At 46.5% G+C, this 18,908-nt stretch carries 20 protein-coding genes; all 20 read left to right on the top strand.

The window, feature by feature from the left end; genetic code table 11:
- The first annotated feature begins 138 nt into the window (after nucleotides 1–138).
- Nucleotides 139–663 (top strand): DUF177 domain-containing protein, encoded by a 525-nt coding sequence (locus tag U719_RS10860; RefSeq protein ID WP_023468813.1) that lies wholly within the window; start codon nucleotides 139–141, stop codon nucleotides 661–663.
- A 46-nt stretch (nucleotides 664–709) separates the two neighbouring features.
- Nucleotides 710–883, top strand: coding sequence for a 50S ribosomal protein L32 (gene rpmF, locus U719_RS10855; RefSeq protein WP_012370841.1), 174 nt, complete (start codon nucleotides 710–712; stop codon nucleotides 881–883).
- An 83-nt stretch (nucleotides 884–966) separates the two neighbouring features.
- Nucleotides 967–1,776, top strand: coding sequence for a ketopantoate reductase family protein (locus U719_RS10850; RefSeq protein WP_023468812.1), 810 nt, complete (start codon nucleotides 967–969; stop codon nucleotides 1,774–1,776).
- A complete protein-coding gene (locus tag U719_RS10845) occupies nucleotides 1,773–2,129 on the top strand; it encodes a DUF3397 domain-containing protein (protein WP_023468811.1) in 357 nt (118 codons plus the stop codon). The genes U719_RS10850 and U719_RS10845 overlap by 4 nt, the downstream gene beginning before the upstream one ends.
- Before the next feature lie 29 nt (nucleotides 2,130–2,158).
- A complete protein-coding gene (gene bshC / locus U719_RS10840; protein ID WP_023468810.1) occupies nucleotides 2,159–3,721 on the top strand; it encodes a bacillithiol biosynthesis cysteine-adding enzyme BshC in 1,563 nt (520 codons plus the stop codon).
- A gap of 161 nt (nucleotides 3,722–3,882) precedes the next feature.
- The gene (gene rsmH / locus U719_RS10835; protein ID WP_023468809.1) at nucleotides 3,883–4,821 is read left to right on the top strand and encodes a 16S rRNA (cytosine(1402)-N(4))-methyltransferase RsmH; all 939 of its coding nucleotides are present in this window, start codon (nucleotides 3,883–3,885) and stop codon (nucleotides 4,819–4,821) included.
- A 13-nt stretch (nucleotides 4,822–4,834) separates the two neighbouring features.
- Nucleotides 4,835–5,221 carry a cell division protein FtsL gene (ftsL, locus tag U719_RS10830; RefSeq protein ID WP_023468808.1) on the top strand — a complete coding sequence of 129 codons (387 nt, stop codon included), beginning with the start codon at nucleotides 4,835–4,837 and terminating at the stop codon, nucleotides 5,219–5,221.
- An 89-nt stretch (nucleotides 5,222–5,310) separates the two neighbouring features.
- A complete protein-coding gene (locus tag U719_RS10825; RefSeq protein WP_235147584.1) occupies nucleotides 5,311–7,356 on the top strand; it encodes a penicillin-binding protein in 2,046 nt (681 codons plus the stop codon).
- A 109-nt stretch (nucleotides 7,357–7,465) separates the two neighbouring features.
- The gene (gene murF / locus U719_RS10820; RefSeq protein ID WP_023468806.1) at nucleotides 7,466–8,785 is read left to right on the top strand and encodes a UDP-N-acetylmuramoyl-tripeptide--D-alanyl-D-alanine ligase; all 1,320 of its coding nucleotides are present in this window, start codon (nucleotides 7,466–7,468) and stop codon (nucleotides 8,783–8,785) included.
- A gap of 22 nt (nucleotides 8,786–8,807) precedes the next feature.
- Entirely contained in the window at nucleotides 8,808–9,770 is a 963-nt protein-coding gene (mraY, locus tag U719_RS10815) for a phospho-N-acetylmuramoyl-pentapeptide-transferase (RefSeq protein WP_023468805.1), read from the top strand.
- Nucleotides 9,771–9,803: 33 nt separating this feature from the next.
- Entirely contained in the window at nucleotides 9,804–11,150 is a 1,347-nt protein-coding gene (gene murD / locus U719_RS10810) for a UDP-N-acetylmuramoyl-L-alanine--D-glutamate ligase (protein WP_041255152.1), read from the top strand.
- Nucleotides 11,147–12,241 carry an undecaprenyldiphospho-muramoylpentapeptide beta-N-acetylglucosaminyltransferase gene (gene murG, locus U719_RS10805; protein WP_023468803.1) on the top strand — a complete coding sequence of 365 codons (1,095 nt, stop codon included), beginning with the start codon at nucleotides 11,147–11,149 and terminating at the stop codon, nucleotides 12,239–12,241. Before murD ends, murG begins: the two co-directional genes overlap by 4 nt.
- Nucleotides 12,242–12,302: 61 nt before the next feature.
- Complete coding sequence (locus U719_RS10800; protein ID WP_023468802.1) at nucleotides 12,303–13,082, top strand: cell division protein FtsQ/DivIB; 780 nt, start codon at nucleotides 12,303–12,305, stop codon at nucleotides 13,080–13,082.
- A 229-nt stretch (nucleotides 13,083–13,311) separates the two neighbouring features.
- Complete coding sequence (ftsA, locus tag U719_RS10795; protein ID WP_023468801.1) at nucleotides 13,312–14,616, top strand: cell division protein FtsA; 1,305 nt, start codon at nucleotides 13,312–13,314, stop codon at nucleotides 14,614–14,616.
- 47 nt (nucleotides 14,617–14,663) lie between these two features.
- Nucleotides 14,664–15,818, top strand: coding sequence for a cell division protein FtsZ (ftsZ, locus tag U719_RS10790; RefSeq protein ID WP_023468800.1), 1,155 nt, complete (start codon nucleotides 14,664–14,666; stop codon nucleotides 15,816–15,818).
- A gap of 84 nt (nucleotides 15,819–15,902) precedes the next feature.
- Nucleotides 15,903–16,679, top strand: a complete 777-nt coding sequence (gene pgeF, locus U719_RS10785) for a peptidoglycan editing factor PgeF (RefSeq protein WP_023468799.1) — start codon at nucleotides 15,903–15,905, stop codon at nucleotides 16,677–16,679.
- Nucleotides 16,666–17,337, top strand: coding sequence for a YggS family pyridoxal phosphate-dependent enzyme (locus tag U719_RS10780; protein WP_023468798.1), 672 nt, complete (start codon nucleotides 16,666–16,668; stop codon nucleotides 17,335–17,337). Before pgeF ends, U719_RS10780 begins: the two co-directional genes overlap by 14 nt.
- A gap of 193 nt (nucleotides 17,338–17,530) precedes the next feature.
- Nucleotides 17,531–17,857 (top strand): cell division protein SepF, encoded by a 327-nt coding sequence (locus tag U719_RS10775; protein WP_231496839.1) that lies wholly within the window; start codon nucleotides 17,531–17,533, stop codon nucleotides 17,855–17,857.
- 2 nt (nucleotides 17,858–17,859) lie between these two features.
- The gene (locus U719_RS10770; protein ID WP_023468796.1) at nucleotides 17,860–18,135 is read left to right on the top strand and encodes a YggT family protein; all 276 of its coding nucleotides are present in this window, start codon (nucleotides 17,860–17,862) and stop codon (nucleotides 18,133–18,135) included.
- Nucleotides 18,132–18,902, top strand: coding sequence for an RNA-binding protein (locus U719_RS10765; RefSeq protein ID WP_023468795.1), 771 nt, complete (start codon nucleotides 18,132–18,134; stop codon nucleotides 18,900–18,902). The genes U719_RS10770 and U719_RS10765 overlap by 4 nt, the downstream gene beginning before the upstream one ends.
- Nucleotides 18,903–18,908 lie beyond the last annotated feature (6 nt).

Below are 18,908 nucleotides of genomic sequence, written 5' to 3'. Positions count from 1 at the left end.
AAACCGAATTAAGTGCGGTAATATGGATAAAGACGTCCAAAAGTGTTCGTTCTCTAGCGATTTCAGTGTAAAGAAAAAACATTGACAAAACAAGATGTCCTCTCTATAATTCATATTGTTGCAATTGAGGTGATTCGGATGAAATGGTCCCTGATGCAATTGAATAAATTGCGCAATCTGGGTCAACTTCAGGTTAACGAGACGATCGAGCTCAATGAGCTAGTCGCCCTCCATCCGGATATCCGGGCGGTGCAACCTGTGCACGTTCGTGCAAATGCATCGTTTACATCGAATCAATTAATATTCAATCTTCGGATTACCGGCGAAATGACGCTTCCGGATGCCCGGACGCTAAATGACGTCGCTTATCCATTCGAGATTGAATCCATCGAGCCATTCCTGCTCGAGGTCGATGCTGTTTCGAACGAAGCAGATGACATCAACGTGCCGATCGGGAATACGGTCGATCTTCGACCGCTCGTGCAAGAATTGATTTTACTTCATGTGCCAGTGCAAGTGCATGGGGATGATGAAGAGAATCAGTTGGTTGAGGGGGAAGGCTGGACGATTCTTTCTGAAGAAGATCCAGAGGAAACCGAACCAAAAATCGATCCGCGACTCGCGGGTCTCGCTCAGTTCTTTAAAAAAGATCAGGATTCCTGATTTCTGAAGTAAAGGCGAGTGTATTTTTTCAAGGAGGTGGACAACGATGGCAGTACCATTCCGCAGAACGTCGAAAACACGCAAACGTCTTCGCCGTACTCATTTCAAACTCCGTGTACCAGGTATGGTCGAGTGCCCAAACTGTGGTGAAATGAAACTTTCACACCGCGTTTGTAAAGCATGTGGCTCGTACAAAGGTAAAGAAATCGTCAGCAAATAAGCTGATTGATCGGTATAAAAGCGACCTTCGAATCGAGAAATCGGTTTTAAGGTCGCTTTTTTCATGAAAGGGGATAGGAATAGATGAATGTTGGAATCATTGGCGCGGGTGCCATCGGGTTATTGCTTGCCTCTTATTTATCGGAAGATCATGCAGTCACGCTTTATGTGCGACAAGAACAAGAGGAGGAACGACCAATCATTCGCGATGGACAAGCGAGTCGTCTCGTACGGATCCGGAAGATTGATCGGCTCGAGTCAGAAGACTTGGTGTTTGTCGCGACAAAGTCGTATGATATAAAAAGTGTGATTCCATTCCTTAAACGGCTGACGTGTCCCGTCATGTTCCTGCAAAATGGAATGGATCATTTGAAATGGAAAGAGCAATTGCCGCACGTCTTATTTGGTATCGTCGAACATGGTGCCATGCGTACTGCACCGTTTGAAGTCCAGCATACTGGAAAAGGACGCATCCGCTACGGAAATCAAGAGGTAGCGAACTTGTCGTCAAAGCAGCTGTGCTTTGAACTTGAGTCAGATATGGAAGCCGTTTTATTGACGAAGCTGTTCATCAACGTCGTCATCAATCCAGTGACGGCTTATTACGGTGTTGAGAATGGATCCTTATTAGAGATGCCTTATCGAGAAGAAGCCCGTCAATTATTTGACGAAATGCGGACGATTTTCCCGCACCATGACATTACTTATTCCGAAATCGAGCGGATCATGAAGAATACGAGCAAAAATCGTTCTTCCATGTTACGAGATCTTGAGTATGGACGACGAACGGAAGTAGAACCGATACTTGGATACGCATTGCGTCAGGCGACGACTGCGACGCCACGTTTATCTTTTTATTATGAACAGATCAAACAGAGGGAGGGTCCGCAGTGACAGTCTTCATCATTTTTCCTTTATTCAGCCTGATTGCGTTGTATCTCGTCTTTCTACTTCTATTTCGGAAACATGGGAAGGCCGTTCGATTTGCACTCGACTTTGGAACATTCATCGTTCTGTATGCGATTCATGTTGCATTGATTGCTTTGACCGGAACAAATTACTTAGGGTGGATCGTCATCGTCGTATTGTTGGTGTTTGCGTTGAATGCACTCTGGCAACGAATTCGTCAACTTGATGTTGATTTGAGACAAATGATTCGCCACAGTTGGCGAATCATCATCTTGCTGGCATTACCTGTCCATTTCATACTGTTCGTACTCGGTATTCGTCAACTGTTCATCAGCTGACCAGTTAGGTAAGAAAGAAGGGATTTTGTTTGAAGGTACAACCATTTGAAGCCTTATACGATGATAACTCGTTGATGCATCGTGCTTCACGAGAAGAATTCTTAACATATGTCGACCACTTTGGAGAGAGTGGTTTAGCGTCGAGGAGCCGTTTGCTTGAAGAACGTCACTATCCGCATCTTGCGGCACTGACAGACGAACTCGAACGTCAAAATCCGAACATGACGGAGCGTTTGCGGGAGCGTGTCGCGAAGCTTCGTACGGGTGAAGCTCAAGTTGTCATTACAGGGCAACAAACGGGTATCTTTGGCGGACCATTATATGCCATCTATAAATTGTTGACCTGTCTGAAGGTCGCGCAGCAGGCGGAAACGACACTTGGGCGACCTGTCGTTCCGATTTTTTGGCTCGCGACCGAAGATCACGATTTTGATGAGATTAACCATGTTTACGTTCCGACAGCGGATTATCAAACGCGTAAAATCGCTGTCACACCTTCAGAATCGATTGCCCGCTCGGTCAGTCGGCTCTCTTTTGATCAAGCAGCACTTCTTGAAATCATCGAAGAGACATTCCGAGCAATGCCAGAAACGGTTCATACGAAACAATTAGTTGCGCGCCTGAAGCAACTCGTTGAAGCGTGTACATCGTATGGGATGTTTTTCTCACAATTGATCGGTGAATTGATCGATTTTGATATCGTCTTCTTTGATGCGGATACACATTCTGTCCGTGAACTCGAGATTCCGTTCTTTGAACGGTTGATTCAAGACAATGCGGAATTTAGACGAGCATTGACGGATGGTATTTCACAGACGCAAGAGTTAGCGGATACATTCTTGAACGAGGAAGCGGCGCATCTTTTCGTCGATGATCACGGTCGTCAGTTACTGTATCCGACAGCAGACGGATTCGAGACGAAACAAGGAAAGCAATATACGGAGCTTGAATTGATCGCGTTGCTGTACGCCAGTCCGGAACGTTTCTCCAACAGTGTCGTCACACGTCCATTGATGCAGGATTACCTGTTCCCGACGCTTGCCTATATCGGGGGTCCGGGGGAGTTAGCATACTGGACACGCTTACGACCGCTCTTTCATCACCTGAATTGGACGATGCCGTTATTGATTCCCCGCATGGGTGGGTTACTCGTGCGCCGTAGCGATGAAAAGCGTCTTGCTAAACTTGAGGTGTCGCTCGAAGAAATCGTCCGATCAGGCGTACCGATTCCGCTCTATTCAGAAGAGAAGATGACAGGACGTATGCAGACGGCAGCGATGCTAAAAGACAGTTTCGTCTCGGAATTCCTCTCGCTCGAACAGAATCTACTGCGGACATCGAGTAAGAGTGAGAAGGTCAAGAAACAGCTCGATCAAGCAATTGCTAGTCTACTGGCAGAAGATCGACGTCAGTTTGACCGACAGACACGGCAATATAAAGAGACGGCTTATCATCTTCTTCCTGCTGGAGCGCCACAAGAGCGGATTCATTCTGTCCTCCCGTGGTTGAATCACCATGGTCTTGATTTTGTTCGGGACTTAAGAACAGCCTATGAAGCGAATACGAGTGATCAACTGAAGATTTTCCTTTAAACCTGCTGAAACTAGCAGGTTTTTTTAGTTTTTTAGCGAAAATTACACAAAAGTTAAATAAATCAAGGAAACTGTCTCATTTTCGTAACGTTTTCACGAGAGAATGTGATACATTGAAAAAGAGTAACGTCCTTCAAGGACAGTGAAAGGTGAGGCAGGACATGTTTGAGCATGAAACAGTATTGAAATGGGAGTCGATTGAAGGACTCGCGATTAAACCCGACGGTATTTACGTCGATTGTACATTAGGTGGAGCAGGACACAGCGAAGAGATCGTCAAGCAACTGACGACAGGTCATCTATACGCATTTGATCAAGATGATGTCGCCCTCGCTCATGCAGCAGAACGTCTCGCGGCGTATGAAGGTCGCTTTACTTTAATAAAGAGTAATTTTGCTTATCTGAAAGAGCAATTAGCAACACATGGCGTCGAGAAAGTGGACGGCATCCTATTCGATCTCGGTGTCTCTTCACCACAATTAGACGAAGGGGAACGGGGATTTAGTTACAATCACGACGCACGTCTCGACATGCGCATGGATCAATCTTCTCCACTTTCTGCTTACGAAGTCGTCAATGAGTGGTCGTACAATGATCTCGTACGTATCTTCTTTACATACGGGGAAGAGAAATTCTCGAAACAGATTGCGCGTAAAATCGAAAAAGCGCGGGAAGAGCGACCGATCGAGACGACATTTGAACTCGTCGAATTGATCAAGGATGCGATTCCGGCACCAGCACGACGTAAAGGTGGTCACCCTGCGAAACGGACTTTCCAAGCAATCCGGATCGCTGTCAATGATGAACTGAACGTCTTTGATCGTGCGGTACACCAAGCCATTGATTTATTACGGGTCGGTGGACGTCTATGTGTCATTACGTTCCATTCACTTGAAGATCGCATGTGTAAACAAGCAATCAAAGAAAAATCATCACTACCCGAGCTTCCACCGGGGTTACCGATGATTCCCGTCGAAATGGAGCCGGAACTCCGACTCGTCACACGCAAGCCGATTACGGCGGGTGTTGAAGAGCTCGATGATAACCGTCGCGCCCGATCGGCAAAATTACGAGTTGCTGAAAAAATGAAAGAAACTTGAGAGGAGCATTCCAATGGCAGAACCACTTCGTAAATCGGTCCAAACGGTTCAACCCGTTCGTCAACAACCTGTTCAGGAACCACGAAAGACGGAAGATATCGCGCGTCGCGTCGCCGTCCGTCCGAAGTATCGCTTGTATCCCTTTGAAAAATTCTTATACAGTGCGATGATTGGTGGTCTTGTGTTATTTGGGAGTTTGACGATCAGTACGCATAACGAAGCGTATAATGTGAGCCGTGATTTAGCGAAAGAGAACCAAGTCACACAATCACTCAAAAAAGAAAACGAACGTTTACAACTAGAGGTCACGAACTTAAGCTCTCCGGAACGGATTTATAAGATTGCAAAAGAACAGGGTCTTGATATGCGTAAAGGGAACATCAAGGTGATTCCTAAATGAATCCACTGAAAAAATCCCGTTGGAGAGTAGCCTTTATCATGGTGATATTTGCTACTCTCTTTTTTGTGTTCATTGGTCGATTTTTATACTTGGCGACAACAAAACAATTCCATGGGGAAGACATGATCGCCTATGCTGAGAAAAAGCGATGGGAGTCTCAGGAGACGCTAGGGGCAGAACGCGGTGAAATTTTCGACCGACTCGGTTCACCGATCGCGATCAATGTTCCATCCTATCATTTGATTGGTATTTACCGACTAGGTGGCGTCAAAGATCCGGACGAGACGATCGTCGATTTTAAAAAGACGGCTGAAGGTCTTGCACCGATTCTTGGGATGACGACGAAGGAACTGGAGACCTATTTGATTGAGAACAAAGATCGTTCGCAAATCGAATTCGGAAAAAAAGGAAATGATTTGACGCTCGATCAAAAAGAGAAGATCGATAAGTTGAAACTTCCTGGAATCCGGATGATTGAAGAGCCGAAACGATATTACCCGAATGGTATCTTCTTGTCCGATACACTTGGATTCGTCCAAAAGATCACCGAGGAGAATGGTCGTGTCGCGTTACAGGGACAAATGGGGATCGAAAAACAGTATGACGATGCCTTAAGCGAATCTTACGGGGCACGTGTCTTCGAGAAAGATCGGAGCGGTAATCCGTTGATCCAAGGCTCGTCGCGTGTCTCGAATGAACCGAAGGACGGGTCAAACCTGTACTTGACGATCGATCACCGCATTCAACAGTCGCTAGAGAAACAAATGCAAAAAATGTACAACACGTACAAACCGAAAAATGCGACAGGGATCGTCATGGATGCGAAAACCGGTGAAATCCTTGCCATGGCGGATCGTCCATCGTTCAACCCGAACTTACGTGACATGAAAGATTTCACGAATTTTGCCGTCTCGTCACGGTTCGAACCCGGTTCGACGATGAAAATCTTTACGCTCGCAGCGGCGATTGATGCGGGAGTGTTCCGTCCGAATGAGATGTATAAATCGGGTAGTTATAACTACAAAGGAACGGTCATCAAGGATTATAACGATGTCGGTTGGGGAACTATTCCGATGATTGAAGGAGTCTATCACTCCTCGAACGTCATGTTCTCGAAGTTGACAGCAGAAAAACTTGGGATTGAGCGTTATAAAGAATACTTTAAGAAGTTTCATTTTGACCAACGAACGGGTATAGACATCTCGGGAGAAGTAAACAGTCAATCTGACTTGTCGAAACCGTTGAATGCGCTCATTACGTCATGGGGACAATCGACTGCGGTCACACCAATGCAACTGCTTCAAGGGGCAACGGCAATTGCTGGTGACGGCGAGATGGTCAAACCGCATATCATCCAAAAAGCGGATCATACGGATAAAGCACCGTACCGGGCGAAAACAGAGGTCGTCGGTAAGCCGATTTCGGCAGAGGCGGCAAAAGCGACGCGGGATGCACTTGACGGTGTCGTCAATAGTAAAATCGGAACCGGGCAAATGTATAAGTTGAAAGACTACCGTGTCATCGGGAAGACCGGTACAGCTCAAATTTCTGAGAATGGGAAATACATTCAAGGACAATTCATTCACTCGTTCATCGGTATGGCGCCAAAAGATGATCCGGAATTGATCATGTACATCGCAGTCGATCGTCCTTCGAAAAGTGAATCGTCTGTTTCAGGACCACTCATCATGAGTCCGGTGTTCAAGAGTGTCATGAACACAGCATTGCAATACCGGAGCATTCAACCGGAAACGCAAAAGGACTCGGTGGATGTCAAAGCGAAAATTACGCCAAGCTACATCAAGAAGAGTGCCCGACAAGCGACGGATTTAGCAAAAGAACAAGAGGCTGTTCCAATCATCCTAGGCGATGGTGCTGAAGTCGTTTCGCAGATTCCGTCTCGTGGTCAAGAATTCGTCAGCGGAGAGCGTGTCTTGCTGAAGACAGCAAATACGTTCAAAATGCCGGATTTGACGGGGTGGTCGCAGCGAGACGTCAAAAAACTCGTCAGCTTGTATGACTTGAAGCTTGATGTCATTGGTAAAGGTTTTGTAACCAAACAATCAGCTCGAACTGGTACACTAGTGAGGGAAAATGGAAAGTTAACGGTCGAACTAGCTGAACCTAAAGAATAACGGTGGGGCAAATTTCCTGATTTCTACAGGAAGACGAGGACGAACAGGAGTCATTCGTTGACTTTTGCATTCGTCCTCTTTTGCTGTCATCAAATGGAGGGTATATATCATGTTAACAATTACGCAACTCGCTGAATGGTTGCATCTCGATGTGAAAGATGATCGTATCGTTCGTCATTTTGCAACGGATTCACGCGCACAACTTGAAGACGGTCTCTATGTTCCGATTCAAGGAGCACGCGTTGATGGTCATCGATTCCTTGAAGGTGCAAAAAACCAAGGAGCGATCGTCACCTTATGGAAGAAAGGCATTGATCGACCAGACATCGATATCGTCTTTTTAGAAGTCGATGAACCATTGGTTGCCCTGCAACACATCGCAAAACGATACTTACTGCAGGTTGCGCCAAAAATCGTCGCCATCACTGGATCAAATGGGAAGACATCGACGAAGGACATGGTCGAGAGCGTACTCAAGACGACGTTTAAGACACATAAGACACAAGGAAACTTCAATTCGGATATCGGAATGCCGTTAACGATTCTCATGATGCCAGCTGATACAGAAGTCGCTGTGCTTGAGATGGGAATGAACGGGTTTGGCGATATTGAATTCCTATCGAATCTAGCTGAGCCAGATATCGCACTCGTCACGAACATCGGCGAATCGCATGCGGAGCAAGTCGGTGGACGCAGTGGCATCGCCAAAGCGAAGCTTGAGATTCAATCCGGACTCAAACCAGGTGGTCATTTATTCGTTGATGGTGACGAACCACTTCTCGCAGAAGTCGAAGCGGAGAAGATCGGCTATCAAATCGGAAATACGTACCGGATCGAAACGAAGGAAGCAACGTTCTTTGGAACGGCCTTTACTTACGATGGCACCGCTTTTCACCTACCAGTGCTAGGGAAACACCAAGTCCGAAATGCAGCATACGCGATTGCGACAGCACGTGCACTTGGCGTGACGGACGCCCGGATTCAAGAAGGGTTCGATGCGGTTGAATTGACACCGATGCGGATGGAACGATTACTCTTTGAAGAGACTGCGGTCATCAATGATGCGTATAACGCGAGTCCGACATCAATGAATGCAGCGATTGAGACGGTCACTGCGCTGGAAGGGTATACGACACGCGTTCTCGTCCTCGGCGATATGTATGAATTAGGGGACCAAGAACGCTTATTACATGACTCGGTCGGAAAGCGGATTGCGTTACCTGTCTCGCATGCTATCCTAGTAGGGGAGAAAGGCGCGTGGATTGCTGAAGGAATCAGCGACCCGTCTGTTCAAATCCAATTCGCGACAACCGTCGAGGATGCTGCAAAACGATTGCGCCCATTGCTCGGAGAACGAACAATCGTCTTATTGAAAGCGTCACGTGGGATGGCGCTTGAACGGATATTAACCTATCTGAACGAAAACTAATTTTTGAAAAAGGGTGTCTGCTATGATCACATTATTCATCAGTCTTATTCTTGCATTTCTTGTTGTATTACTCGTCATGCCAAAAGCGATTCCGTTTCTACACCAATTGAAGTTCGGTCAGGAAATTCGGGAAGAAGGACCGCAATGGCATCAGGTCAAATCCGGAACACCGACGATGGGTGGAATCGTCATTCTTGTCGCGATGATCGTCAGCGTTCTCGGTGCAGTCGTCATGGGCGATCTATCGACGACACAATTATCGTTACTGTTTTTAACACTTGCGTATGGCGTTATCGGCTTCATTGATGATTACATCAAAGTCGTCAAGAAACGTAACCTTGGTCTGAATTCAAAACAAAAATTACTTGGACAAATCGTCGTCGGATTGTTATTTGTCTGGTTGAGTGGTGGATTTACAAGTGACGCGACGTATCTATCGATTCCATTTACCGATTTTGAGCTTGATTTCGGTATCGTCTATCCGTTTGTTGCCTTGTTCTGGTTAGTTGGTTTCTCAAATGCAGTCAACTTGACGGATGGATTGGACGGTCTCGTATCATTTACAGCGATTCCAACATTCTTGTTCTTCGGATTATACAGTTGGTTTATCGCAGATGAAGTAGGCGCTGCTTGTTTTGCTTTCTCAGCGGTCGGTGCCTTGATCGGATTCCTATTATTCAATGCGCACCCAGCGAAGATCTTCATGGGAGATACAGGGTCACTTGCACTTGGAGCTGCATTAGCAGGTCTATCGATTGTCTTAAAACTGGAATTACTACTCGTCTTAATCGGTATCGTTTTCGTTGTCGAGACATTATCAGTCATTCTACAAGTCATCTCCTTTAAGACGACAGGAAAACGAATTTTCAAAATGAGCCCAATTCACCACCACTTCGAAATGGTCGGTTGGAGCGAATGGCGGATCGTCGGTACATTCGCAGGAATCAGCTGTTTGATGGCATTCATCGCCTATCTATTCGTGTAATAAAAAAGAAGAGAGAAAGTGAGCGATTCAACAATGGAACAACGACAATGGAATGATCAAAAAGTGCTCGTTCTCGGAACGGCGAAAAGTGGAATCGCAGCAGCTCGGTATTTAGCGAGTGTTGGTGCAGAAGTAACGGTCAATGACGGGAAAACGCCGTCCGAGAGTGATCAAGCGACGCTTGCATCACTCGATGTTAAGACGGTTTACGGTGAGCACCCGCTCACACTACTCGATGACATCGATTTGATCGTCAAGAATCCAGGAATTCCGTATCACATCGATCTGCTACAAGAAGCCTTACGACGCGACATTCCGGTTTGGACAGAAGTAGAACTAGCGTATCAAGCAACCGATGCGACGTGGATTGCCATCACAGGATCGAACGGGAAAACGACGACGACAACGCTTGTCCATGAGTTGTTGAAAACCGGTACGCGGCGTGTACATTTGGCAGGAAACATTGGATTCCCGGCAATTGAAATCGCATGTCAGGCGAAACAGGACGATATCATCGTCATTGAATTATCAAGTTTTCAATTGATGGGGATCGAGCAGTTCCGACCATATACGGCAGCATTTTTGAATTTATCACCAGCACATCTGGATTATCATGGTGATTTTGAATCGTATGGCGAAGCGAAAGCCCGGATCTTTAAGAACATGAAAGAAACGGATCGTCTTGTCTTGAATGCCGATGATGCGTCCGTCAATGCACTCGGAAAGACAGCTGAAGTAACGCCACTCTTGTTCTCTCGTCGTCAATCGGCGTATGCAGAAATCATGAACGAGACGTTGACAATCAATGGGACGAGTATCTTACCTGTTAGTGAACTAGCTCTCGGTGGTGGGCATAATGTCGAGAACGTTCTCGCAGCCTTAACACTCGTCGAACCGTTTAACTTAGCATTATCTGACGTTCAACATGTTCTACGGACGTTTGGTGGTGTAGAGCACCGGACACAGTTCGTCGGTGAAATTGCTGGCCGAAAAGTTTACAACGACTCAAAAGCAACGAATAATGTGGCAACAGAAGCGGCGTTGTCTGGATTTACGGCACCCATCATCTGGTTATGTGGCGGACTCGAGCGTGGAGCGGATTTGACACCGTTACTCGATTCAATGAAGCATGTCAAACATGTCATCGGACTGGGGGAGACGGGTCATCGATTCGGAACGCTTGCGTCAGAAAATGGCTATGCGTCGACCGTCGTTGAGGCGATGGATGAAGCCGTGAAAGTAGCGTTTGAAGTGTCACGACCCGGCGACATCATTCTTCTATCACCAGCATCTGCAAGTTGGGATCAATACAAGACATATGAAGAGCGCGGCGATCATTTCGTTCGTGCCGTACATGAAGTAGGAGGAACAACAGTATGAAAATCGTCGTCTCTGGAGGCGGTACAGGCGGTCACATCTATCCGGCACTCGCTATGATCCGGGAGCTCGAACAACGCATGCCGTGTGAGGTCCTCTATATCGGAACAGAAAATGGTCTCGAGGCGGATATCGTCCGTCGTGCGGGAATTCCATTTGAATCGATTGAGATTTCTGGCATCCGTCGTTCCTTGTCGTTCGAAAACGTCAAGACCGGTATCCGGTTCGTCAAGAGCGTCCGGCGTGTTCGTCGACTACTGCGTCAGTTCCAACCGGATATCGTCGTCGGTACAGGTGGGTTCGTTTGTGGACCGGTATTGTATACGGCTGCAAAAATGGGTTTCAAGACACTCGTTCATGAACAAAACAGTCTACCTGGTATCACGAATAAATTTTTAGCTCGGTATGTGGATTGTGTTGCACTCTCTTTTAAAGGGTCTGGACATCACTTCGGTAAGAATGAAGCGAAGACGGTTTTAATCGGAAATCCGCGTGCTTCTGAAGTGGCAGAGCTCAACATCAATCCGCTTGAAGAGCGACAACGTTTCGGTTTTGAGGAAGGACGTCCTCTCGTCGTCATCTATGGCGGTAGTCGTGGCGCACCTGCAATCAACGAAGCAGTCGTCGATATGATGCCGAAGGTCGAGCAAGCAGGCTGGTCGCTCCTCTTCGTTACTGGTCAAATTCATTACGATACGATTATGTCACGCGTTGGTTCCGTACCAGAACGCATTCAACTTCGCCCATTCGTATATGATTTACCGAACATCTTAAAAGCAAGTCAACTCGTCATTTCACGTTCGGGAGCAAGCACATTGGCAGAGCTGACGACACTCGGCTTACCGAGTGTGCTCATCCCGAGTCCTTACGTGACGGAAAATCACCAAGAGGTCAATGCCTCATCGCTCGTCGAGACAGGTGCGAGTCTATTGATTCGTGAACAAGAGCTAACGGGAGACCGGTTGTTTGAGGCATGCGAAAAAGCGTTAGCACAACAACAAATGATGTCTGAAGCGGCGCTTGCGCTCGGTATGCCGAACGCTTCACGGGACTTAGTCGATGAATTGTTACGACTGACAGGACAAAAAAACTAAACTATTGCAGGAAAAGACCGATAGGGAAATGAATTGTTACGTTATAGAGGGGGAATGAGACGTGAGGGAACGGAGAGCGGTTGGACGACCACAAGAGGACGAGAACGTCCGCAGCCTCGAGGATAAGATACCTTATATCCGTGAACAACGTCGCAAAAAAGCCAACCGGAGGCTCATCTATGTCCTGATTCTGATTGGTCTATTGGTCGGTGTCGTTTTTTATCTACAGTCGAGTTATTCTCGGGTCGCTCGATTTGATATTGATGGTAATCTTAATGTCAAAACATCAGATATCTTGAAGGCATCAGGAGTTAAGGTGAATGAGACACACGCCTTTAATCTATCAGAGGAAGACATTCTTGAACGAATCGAGAGGGTTCCAGGCATTCAGGAAGCAACGATGCAAAAACAGTTTTTGCATCAATATCGCGTGACGGTGACGGAAGAGAAAGAGATCGCTTACGCAAAGGATAAACCAGGAGACCGGATCGTACTGGCGGACGGAACGATCATTCCCGGAAAGTCGAAGGAAGAATTGTTCGATGCACCAATTCTGACTGGATTTACGGATCAATCATTAAATCGGTTGACGAAGGAACTCGTTAAGATCGAGCCGAAAGTACGTAGTCGGATCTCTGAAATCGTCGCAAACGATAAGACGGACAAGGGTGGTCTGAAATTATTCATGACGGATGGGAATACGGTGTTACTCAGTACATCATCCTTTTCAAATTCCTTGAATGAATACGTAAAGGTCATTTCTGCCTTACCAAAAGGAAAGACGGGAACGATTACAATTGATGGCGGTATCTATTTCAAGCCATATAAAGGAAAAAAATAGAAGATTCGTAAAGGGCTGACGAATAAAAAAACAAACGTGTGTTTTCATTCGTCGACCTTTGTTCGAATCGTCATCAAATCGTAATCTATTCGAACGCTAAGACGGGCAATAACTTCTTTTCGTAAGTATTTATATAGTGTAGACTTAAACGAGAAGAAGCCTGACTCATTCCTAGAATATAATTAGGAATAAAAAGGATTAGTATTATGAAAGTGGAGGTGTCACTCCCATGGAAACGAAAGGTACGATTGCCGCGCTCGACATTGGGACATCGGAGGTGAAACTCATCGTCGGTGAACTACTTGGTGGAACGCTGAACGTTCTTGCTGAAGGTTCTGCACCATCCGCGGGTGTTAAACGAGGTGTCATCGTTGACATCGATCAAACGGTACAAGCCATTAAACAAGCGGTTACGGAAGTGGAACGTACACTTGGTGAACCAATTGGTGAAGTATATGTCGCTATTTCCGGTGAACACATTCAAGTGAAGGATTGCCAAGGGATGACATCGATCAAAGGTGAGGACAATGAAATCACGGATGATGACGTGAAAGACGTTCTGCATTCTGCGATGGTCATGCGAATTCCGAACGAACTCAGTGTCGTCGATGTCTTGCCGAAGACCTTTACGGTCGATCAGCAAACAGAAATCACTGATCCGAGAGGAATGATCGGTTATCGTCTCGAAGTAACAGGGAAGCTCATCATCGGAGCGAAGACGATCCTACATAGCATTAAACGTTCCATTGAACGGGCTGGTTTAGAGCTTGCTGGATATGTGCTGGAGAGTTTAGCGGTATCTAGAATCGCAGCATCGATTGATGAACTCGAACTCGGTGTCGGAATCATCGATATCGGTCATGAGACGACGACACTTTCCATCTACGAAAAGAATGATCTCGTCTACTCGACGACGTTGCCATACGGTGGTGATCATCTGACACGTGATTTGACGTACAAGATGAATTGTAAATATCAAGACGCGAAACTTGCTAAAGAAGAATATGGTGTTGCGCTTGAAGCACTCGGGGATCCGGAAGAGAAAGTTTCCTACGTCACGATCAACGGCGAACATCGTTTCGAACCACAATCAGAGATTGGATTCGTTTTAGAAGCACGACTTGAGGAAATCTTCGAGATGATTCAAAAACGAATGACGCAAGCAGGATACGCTCACATGAATAGTGGCTTAATCTTATGTGGGGGAAGTTCTTCATTACCAGGAATCGATCAGCTCGGAAAACGAATCTTCAAGCAGAGCGTCAATGTCTATCAACCTGCTAGTCTTGGTATTCGTCATCCGAAGTATGCCGTCGCAGCCGGTATGTTACGTTATGTGCTCTCAAGAAGCGCCGTATCGAAATCAGGTTTCGACCGGGCGGAAGAGAAGGAAGCCGTAGCGCACGGACATGAACAGGATGCACTGCTCATGAACGAACAGACGTCACCTACGCGAAACGAACGGCCAACACGTGAACAGCCTCCGAAAGAGAAAAAGTCATTCAGTAGTTTCTTTGAGAAATTCTTTGGTTAATGCCTACAAAAAATCCAATGAGTAAAAAATATTAGGGGGCCCTTTTTATGTTGCATTTTGATGAAATGATGGACCAAGTAGCAAAAATCAAGGTCATCGGTGTAGGTGGTGGCGGTTCGAACGCCGTCAACCGAATGATTGAACACGGTGTCCAAGGCGTAGAATTCATCGCAGTAAACACGGACGCGCAGGCATTGAACATGTCACAAGCTGACGTAAAACTACAACTCGGTGCTAAATTGACACGTGGTCTCGGTGCGGGTGCCAATCCGGAAATCGGTAAAAAAGCGGCGGAAGAGAGCCGTGAGCAATTAACAGAAATCCTTTCAGGCGCTGACATGGTCTTCGTCACAGCTGGGATGGGTGGCGGAACTGGTACAGGAGCTGCTCCTGTCATCGCGGAGATTTCAAAAGAAATCGGTGCATTGACAGTCGGCGTCGTCACAAAACCATTTATGTTCGAAGGACGTAAACGGATGCAACATGCTGTTTCAGGTGTCCAGAACTTCAAAGAAAAAGTCGATACGTTGATCGTCATTCCGAACGATAAGTTACTTGAAATCGTTGATCGGAACACACCAATGCTTGAAGCGTTCAAAGAAGCAGATAACGTCTTGCGTCAAGGTGTACAAGGTATCACTGACTTGATCGCCGTACCTGGTCTGATCAACCTCGACTTCGCCGATGTGAAGACGATCATGACGGAAAAAGGTTCTGCTTTAATGGGTGTCGGTGTCGCGACAGGCGAACATCGCGCGACGGAAGCAGCGAAAAAAGCGATTTCGAGTCCGTTGCTTGAGACCTCGATCGAAGGCGCGAAAGGTGTTCTGATGAACATCACAGGTAGTGCGAACCTTAGCTTGTACGAAGTGACGGAAGCCGCACAAATCGTTCAGAGTGCAGCTGATGAGGAAGTCAACTTGATCTTTGGTTCTGTCATCAACGATAACCTAGAAGATGAAATCATCGTTACAGTCATCGCGACGGAATTCGAAAACGAACCACTCGATTTCGAAATTCCATCCGCTCAAGAAATGATGAAGAATTTATTGAAGAAAAAACAAGCGACTCCACCACCAACAGAGGAGTCAAAACCACAAGTCGAAGAGACACCTGTCAGCTCGAATCCCGAACCGGCTAAAGAGCCAGATGTCGAAGAAACGATGGACATCCCATCTTTCCTTCGCCGGAATAATCGTTGATCGATGTTCCAGTGACACGACTGCTAAACGATGAGGTGTCGCGAAAGCGGCGCCTCTTTTTTTAAAATCAAAGGAGGCATGAACATGTTTGGACAATGGATCAAATGGGATACACCGACAGGTACCGTACGTGCCGCCTTTACGACGAAGTTCGCTGCCCCTCATGAAAACGGAAATTTAGGGTTACATGTCAACGATGATCGCGACGGTGTCATTCAGAATCGACAAGTCATCGCACGTCAGCTTGATCTCTCGCTCGAGAACTCGATTTGGGCACAGCAAGTTCACGGAAATCACGTCGAACAGGTGACGACACTTGACTCCGGGCGCGGTGCTTTGGATTACGAAACAGCGATTCCGGGTACAGATGGATTGGTGACGACCGATTCGAATGTCTTATTGATGATGCTCTTCGCTGACTGTGTGCCGCTTGTCTTCTGTGATCCGACGACAGGAATCATCGCGAATACGCATGCCGGCTGGCGCGGAACCGTTGGCAATATCGTCGAGGAAACAGTCAAGCAAATGGAACGTGCGGGTGCGAGTCGTTCATCGATTCAAATGGTCATTGGTCCATCGATTCGTGATTGTTGTTACGAAGTCGATCAACCGGTCATCGATGCAATCGATGCGCTTGAACTCGATGAGTCTCCTTACATACGCAAGGAAGATGGAAAAGCGATGTTATCGCTACAAAAAACGAATGCTGCGCTAGCTGAGCGTTGTGGAGTCGGTGATGTCCTTGACTCAGGTCTATGTACACACTGTCAGGCGGAAGATTACTTCTCTTATCGCCACGGTGACCACGGTGGGCGCTTTGCAAGTTTGATCGTAAAGGAGTCATTGGATGTCAATTCTTGATAATGTACAAGAAGTTACAAAACGAATGGAACAAGCGAGTGAAAAGAGTTCTTCTGAAAAGCAGGTACAGTTGATTGGTGTGACGAAATCAGTCTCAAGTCAAGTTGCTTCTGAATTATTAGCAGCTGGCGTGACCCATCTCGGAGAAAATCGTCCGGACGGATTGCTTGAAAAACAGGCAGAGCTCGGACGAACTGCTTGTACGTGGCACTTCATTGGTACACTACAAACGCGTAAAGTTCGTCAAATCATCGATGCCATTGACGTGTTGCATTCCCTTGACCGTCTTCATTTGGCGGAAGAGATCAATAAACGAACAGACCGAATCATTGATTGTTTCATCCAAGTCAACGTTTCTGGGGAAGAATCGAAGCAAGGCATCGCGCCTGAGGATGTACCATCGTTCTTACACGAAATCGGTCAATATCCCGCGATTCGTGTCATCGGACTGATGACGATGGCACCGTTGACGGAAGATACGGCGCGTATCCGTGAGGTATTCCGGTCATTAAAAACATTGCAAGAAGAGGTCAAGGCGAAAAAATTGTCGTATGCTCCATGTACGGAGTTATCTATGGGAATGTCATCGGATTTTGAAATCGCCATCGAAGAAGGGGCGACGTTCGTCCGAATCGGGACGACGCTCGTTCACACCTAAACGAGAAGAAGGGAGAATGGATATGGGTTTTAAATCAAAAATGCAAAATCTATTTCTCGGCAACAGCGACGATTTAGATGAACTTGAATATGAAAATGATGCTACAATAAATAAAGGTAGAGGTGCTTCACAACACGAGTATGAAGAGTATTACGAGGAATCTACCCCAAGTGTTACTCAAAAGGAGGACAGCGTGAGACAATCGAATATCGTGCCGCTTCATGCGACGAAAAAAACGAAATCGCAAGTCATCTTGAGTGAACCACGTGTCTTCAACGAAGCCCAGGAAATCGGGGAACATCTTCGTCAGAACCGTGCTGTCATCGTCAATATGCAGCGTATGTCAAAAGATCAATCACGACAGATGATTAATTTCTTATCTGGTGTCGTCTTCGCTCTCGATGGAACGATTACGACGATCAGTCAGAATACCCTCCTCTGTGTTCCGAACAACGTCGAGTTAGCTGGTAGCATCTCGAATCTTCTTGGAGAAGATGATATTAATCATAAGGGGTGGTAAGTATGGATTCTCAAGTGATGTACGCAATTGGTCGTACATTGAGTACGTTATTACAGTATTACAGTTACGTCATGATCGTTTATATCCTGCTTTCGTGGTTCCCGAATGCCCGTGATTCTAAATTCGGACAAGTGCTCGCGATGTTGGTCGAGCCATTCCTAGCGCCCTTCCGTCGTATCATCCCGCCTATCGGGGGCATGCTGGATATCTCGCCGATTGTAGCCTTCCTCGTCTTGAACTTGGCTCAATCGGGTATCCGAGCAATCTTTTTAGTATGAGCGTATATGATCATTATCGTGGAAGCGAGCGGGAATTCGTCGACTCAGTCTTGAACTGGATCGATCATGTGGAAGCGACCTATACGTTCAAATTAACGGATTTCCTAGATCCACGTGAACAACAAATCACACAAGAACTCGTCGGTTCGAAATGCGCCCTCTTTTTTGAGGGCGGTTTCGAAGGCGCTGAACGTAAACGGGCAATCCTCGCACCAGATTATTATGAATACAACGCGGATGACTTTGACATTTCCATCTATCGCATTCATTATCCTACTAAATTCGTTGAACTTTCTCATCGTCAAGTCACCGGTACATTATTGAACGTCGGATTGAAACGAGCCAAATTCGGCGACGTCATCATTCAGGATCAAGTACAGTTTGCCGTCGCGGACGAAGTCGCGACCTATATCGAAGCAAACGTCGAACGAGCAGGGAAGACGAAGATTCGTCTTTCGCGCGTAGACGCAGAAGATCGCTTGAAAGTGAAGGATCAAGAGTGGGAAGAGACACTTGGGTTTGTCAGCTCACTTCGGTTCGATACGGTCGTGAGTGAAATTCTAGGCTTCTCACGTCAAAAAGCACAGGCGCTCATTAAACAGGGTGAGAGTAAAGTGAATTATAAAGTAGTGGATGATTCGAGCTTCATGCTAGAAGAAGGCGACTTACTTTCCTTGCGTGGAACAGGACGCGTCAAGTTGATTGCAATCCTCGGATCAACGAAACGTGATCGAATCAAACTACAATACGGTATTTTAAAAGGATAAGATAAA

The sequence above is a fragment of the Exiguobacterium sp. MH3 genome (assembly GCF_000496635.1).
Taxonomy (GTDB): Bacteria; Bacillota; Bacilli; order Exiguobacteriales; family Exiguobacteriaceae; genus Exiguobacterium_A; species Exiguobacterium_A indicum.
The sequence above is the reverse complement of the archived record's forward strand: the minus strand, read 5'-3'. Positions and strand labels throughout refer to the sequence as shown.

Bases quoted from the DNA above. Each gene is read 5' to 3' on its own strand.
- U719_RS10860 (WP_023468813.1), top strand. From the start codon at position 139: ATGAAATGGTCCCTGATGCAATTGAATAAATTGCGCAATCTGGGTCAA.
- mraY (WP_023468805.1), top strand. From the start codon at position 8,808: ATGATCACATTATTCATCAGTCTTATTCTTGCATTTCTTGTTGTATTA.
- murF (WP_023468806.1), top strand. From the start codon at position 7,466: ATGTTAACAATTACGCAACTCGCTGAATGGTTGCATCTCGATGTGAAA.
- rsmH (WP_023468809.1), top strand. From the start codon at position 3,883: ATGTTTGAGCATGAAACAGTATTGAAATGGGAGTCGATTGAAGGACTC.
- murG (WP_023468803.1), top strand. From the start codon at position 11,147: ATGAAAATCGTCGTCTCTGGAGGCGGTACAGGCGGTCACATCTATCCG.
- ftsL (WP_023468808.1), top strand. From the start codon at position 4,835: ATGGCAGAACCACTTCGTAAATCGGTCCAAACGGTTCAACCCGTTCGT.
- U719_RS10850 (WP_023468812.1), top strand. From the start codon at position 967: ATGAATGTTGGAATCATTGGCGCGGGTGCCATCGGGTTATTGCTTGCC.
- murD (WP_041255152.1), top strand. From the start codon at position 9,804: ATGGAACAACGACAATGGAATGATCAAAAAGTGCTCGTTCTCGGAACG.
- rpmF (WP_012370841.1), top strand. From the start codon at position 710: ATGGCAGTACCATTCCGCAGAACGTCGAAAACACGCAAACGTCTTCGC.
- ftsA (WP_023468801.1), top strand. From the start codon at position 13,312: ATGGAAACGAAAGGTACGATTGCCGCGCTCGACATTGGGACATCGGAG.
- U719_RS10770 (WP_023468796.1), top strand. From the start codon at position 17,860: ATGGATTCTCAAGTGATGTACGCAATTGGTCGTACATTGAGTACGTTA.
- U719_RS10780 (WP_023468798.1), top strand. From the start codon at position 16,666: ATGTCAATTCTTGATAATGTACAAGAAGTTACAAAACGAATGGAACAA.
- U719_RS10765 (WP_023468795.1), top strand. From the start codon at position 18,132: ATGAGCGTATATGATCATTATCGTGGAAGCGAGCGGGAATTCGTCGAC.
- ftsZ (WP_023468800.1), top strand. From the start codon at position 14,664: ATGTTGCATTTTGATGAAATGATGGACCAAGTAGCAAAAATCAAGGTC.
- pgeF (WP_023468799.1), top strand. From the start codon at position 15,903: ATGTTTGGACAATGGATCAAATGGGATACACCGACAGGTACCGTACGT.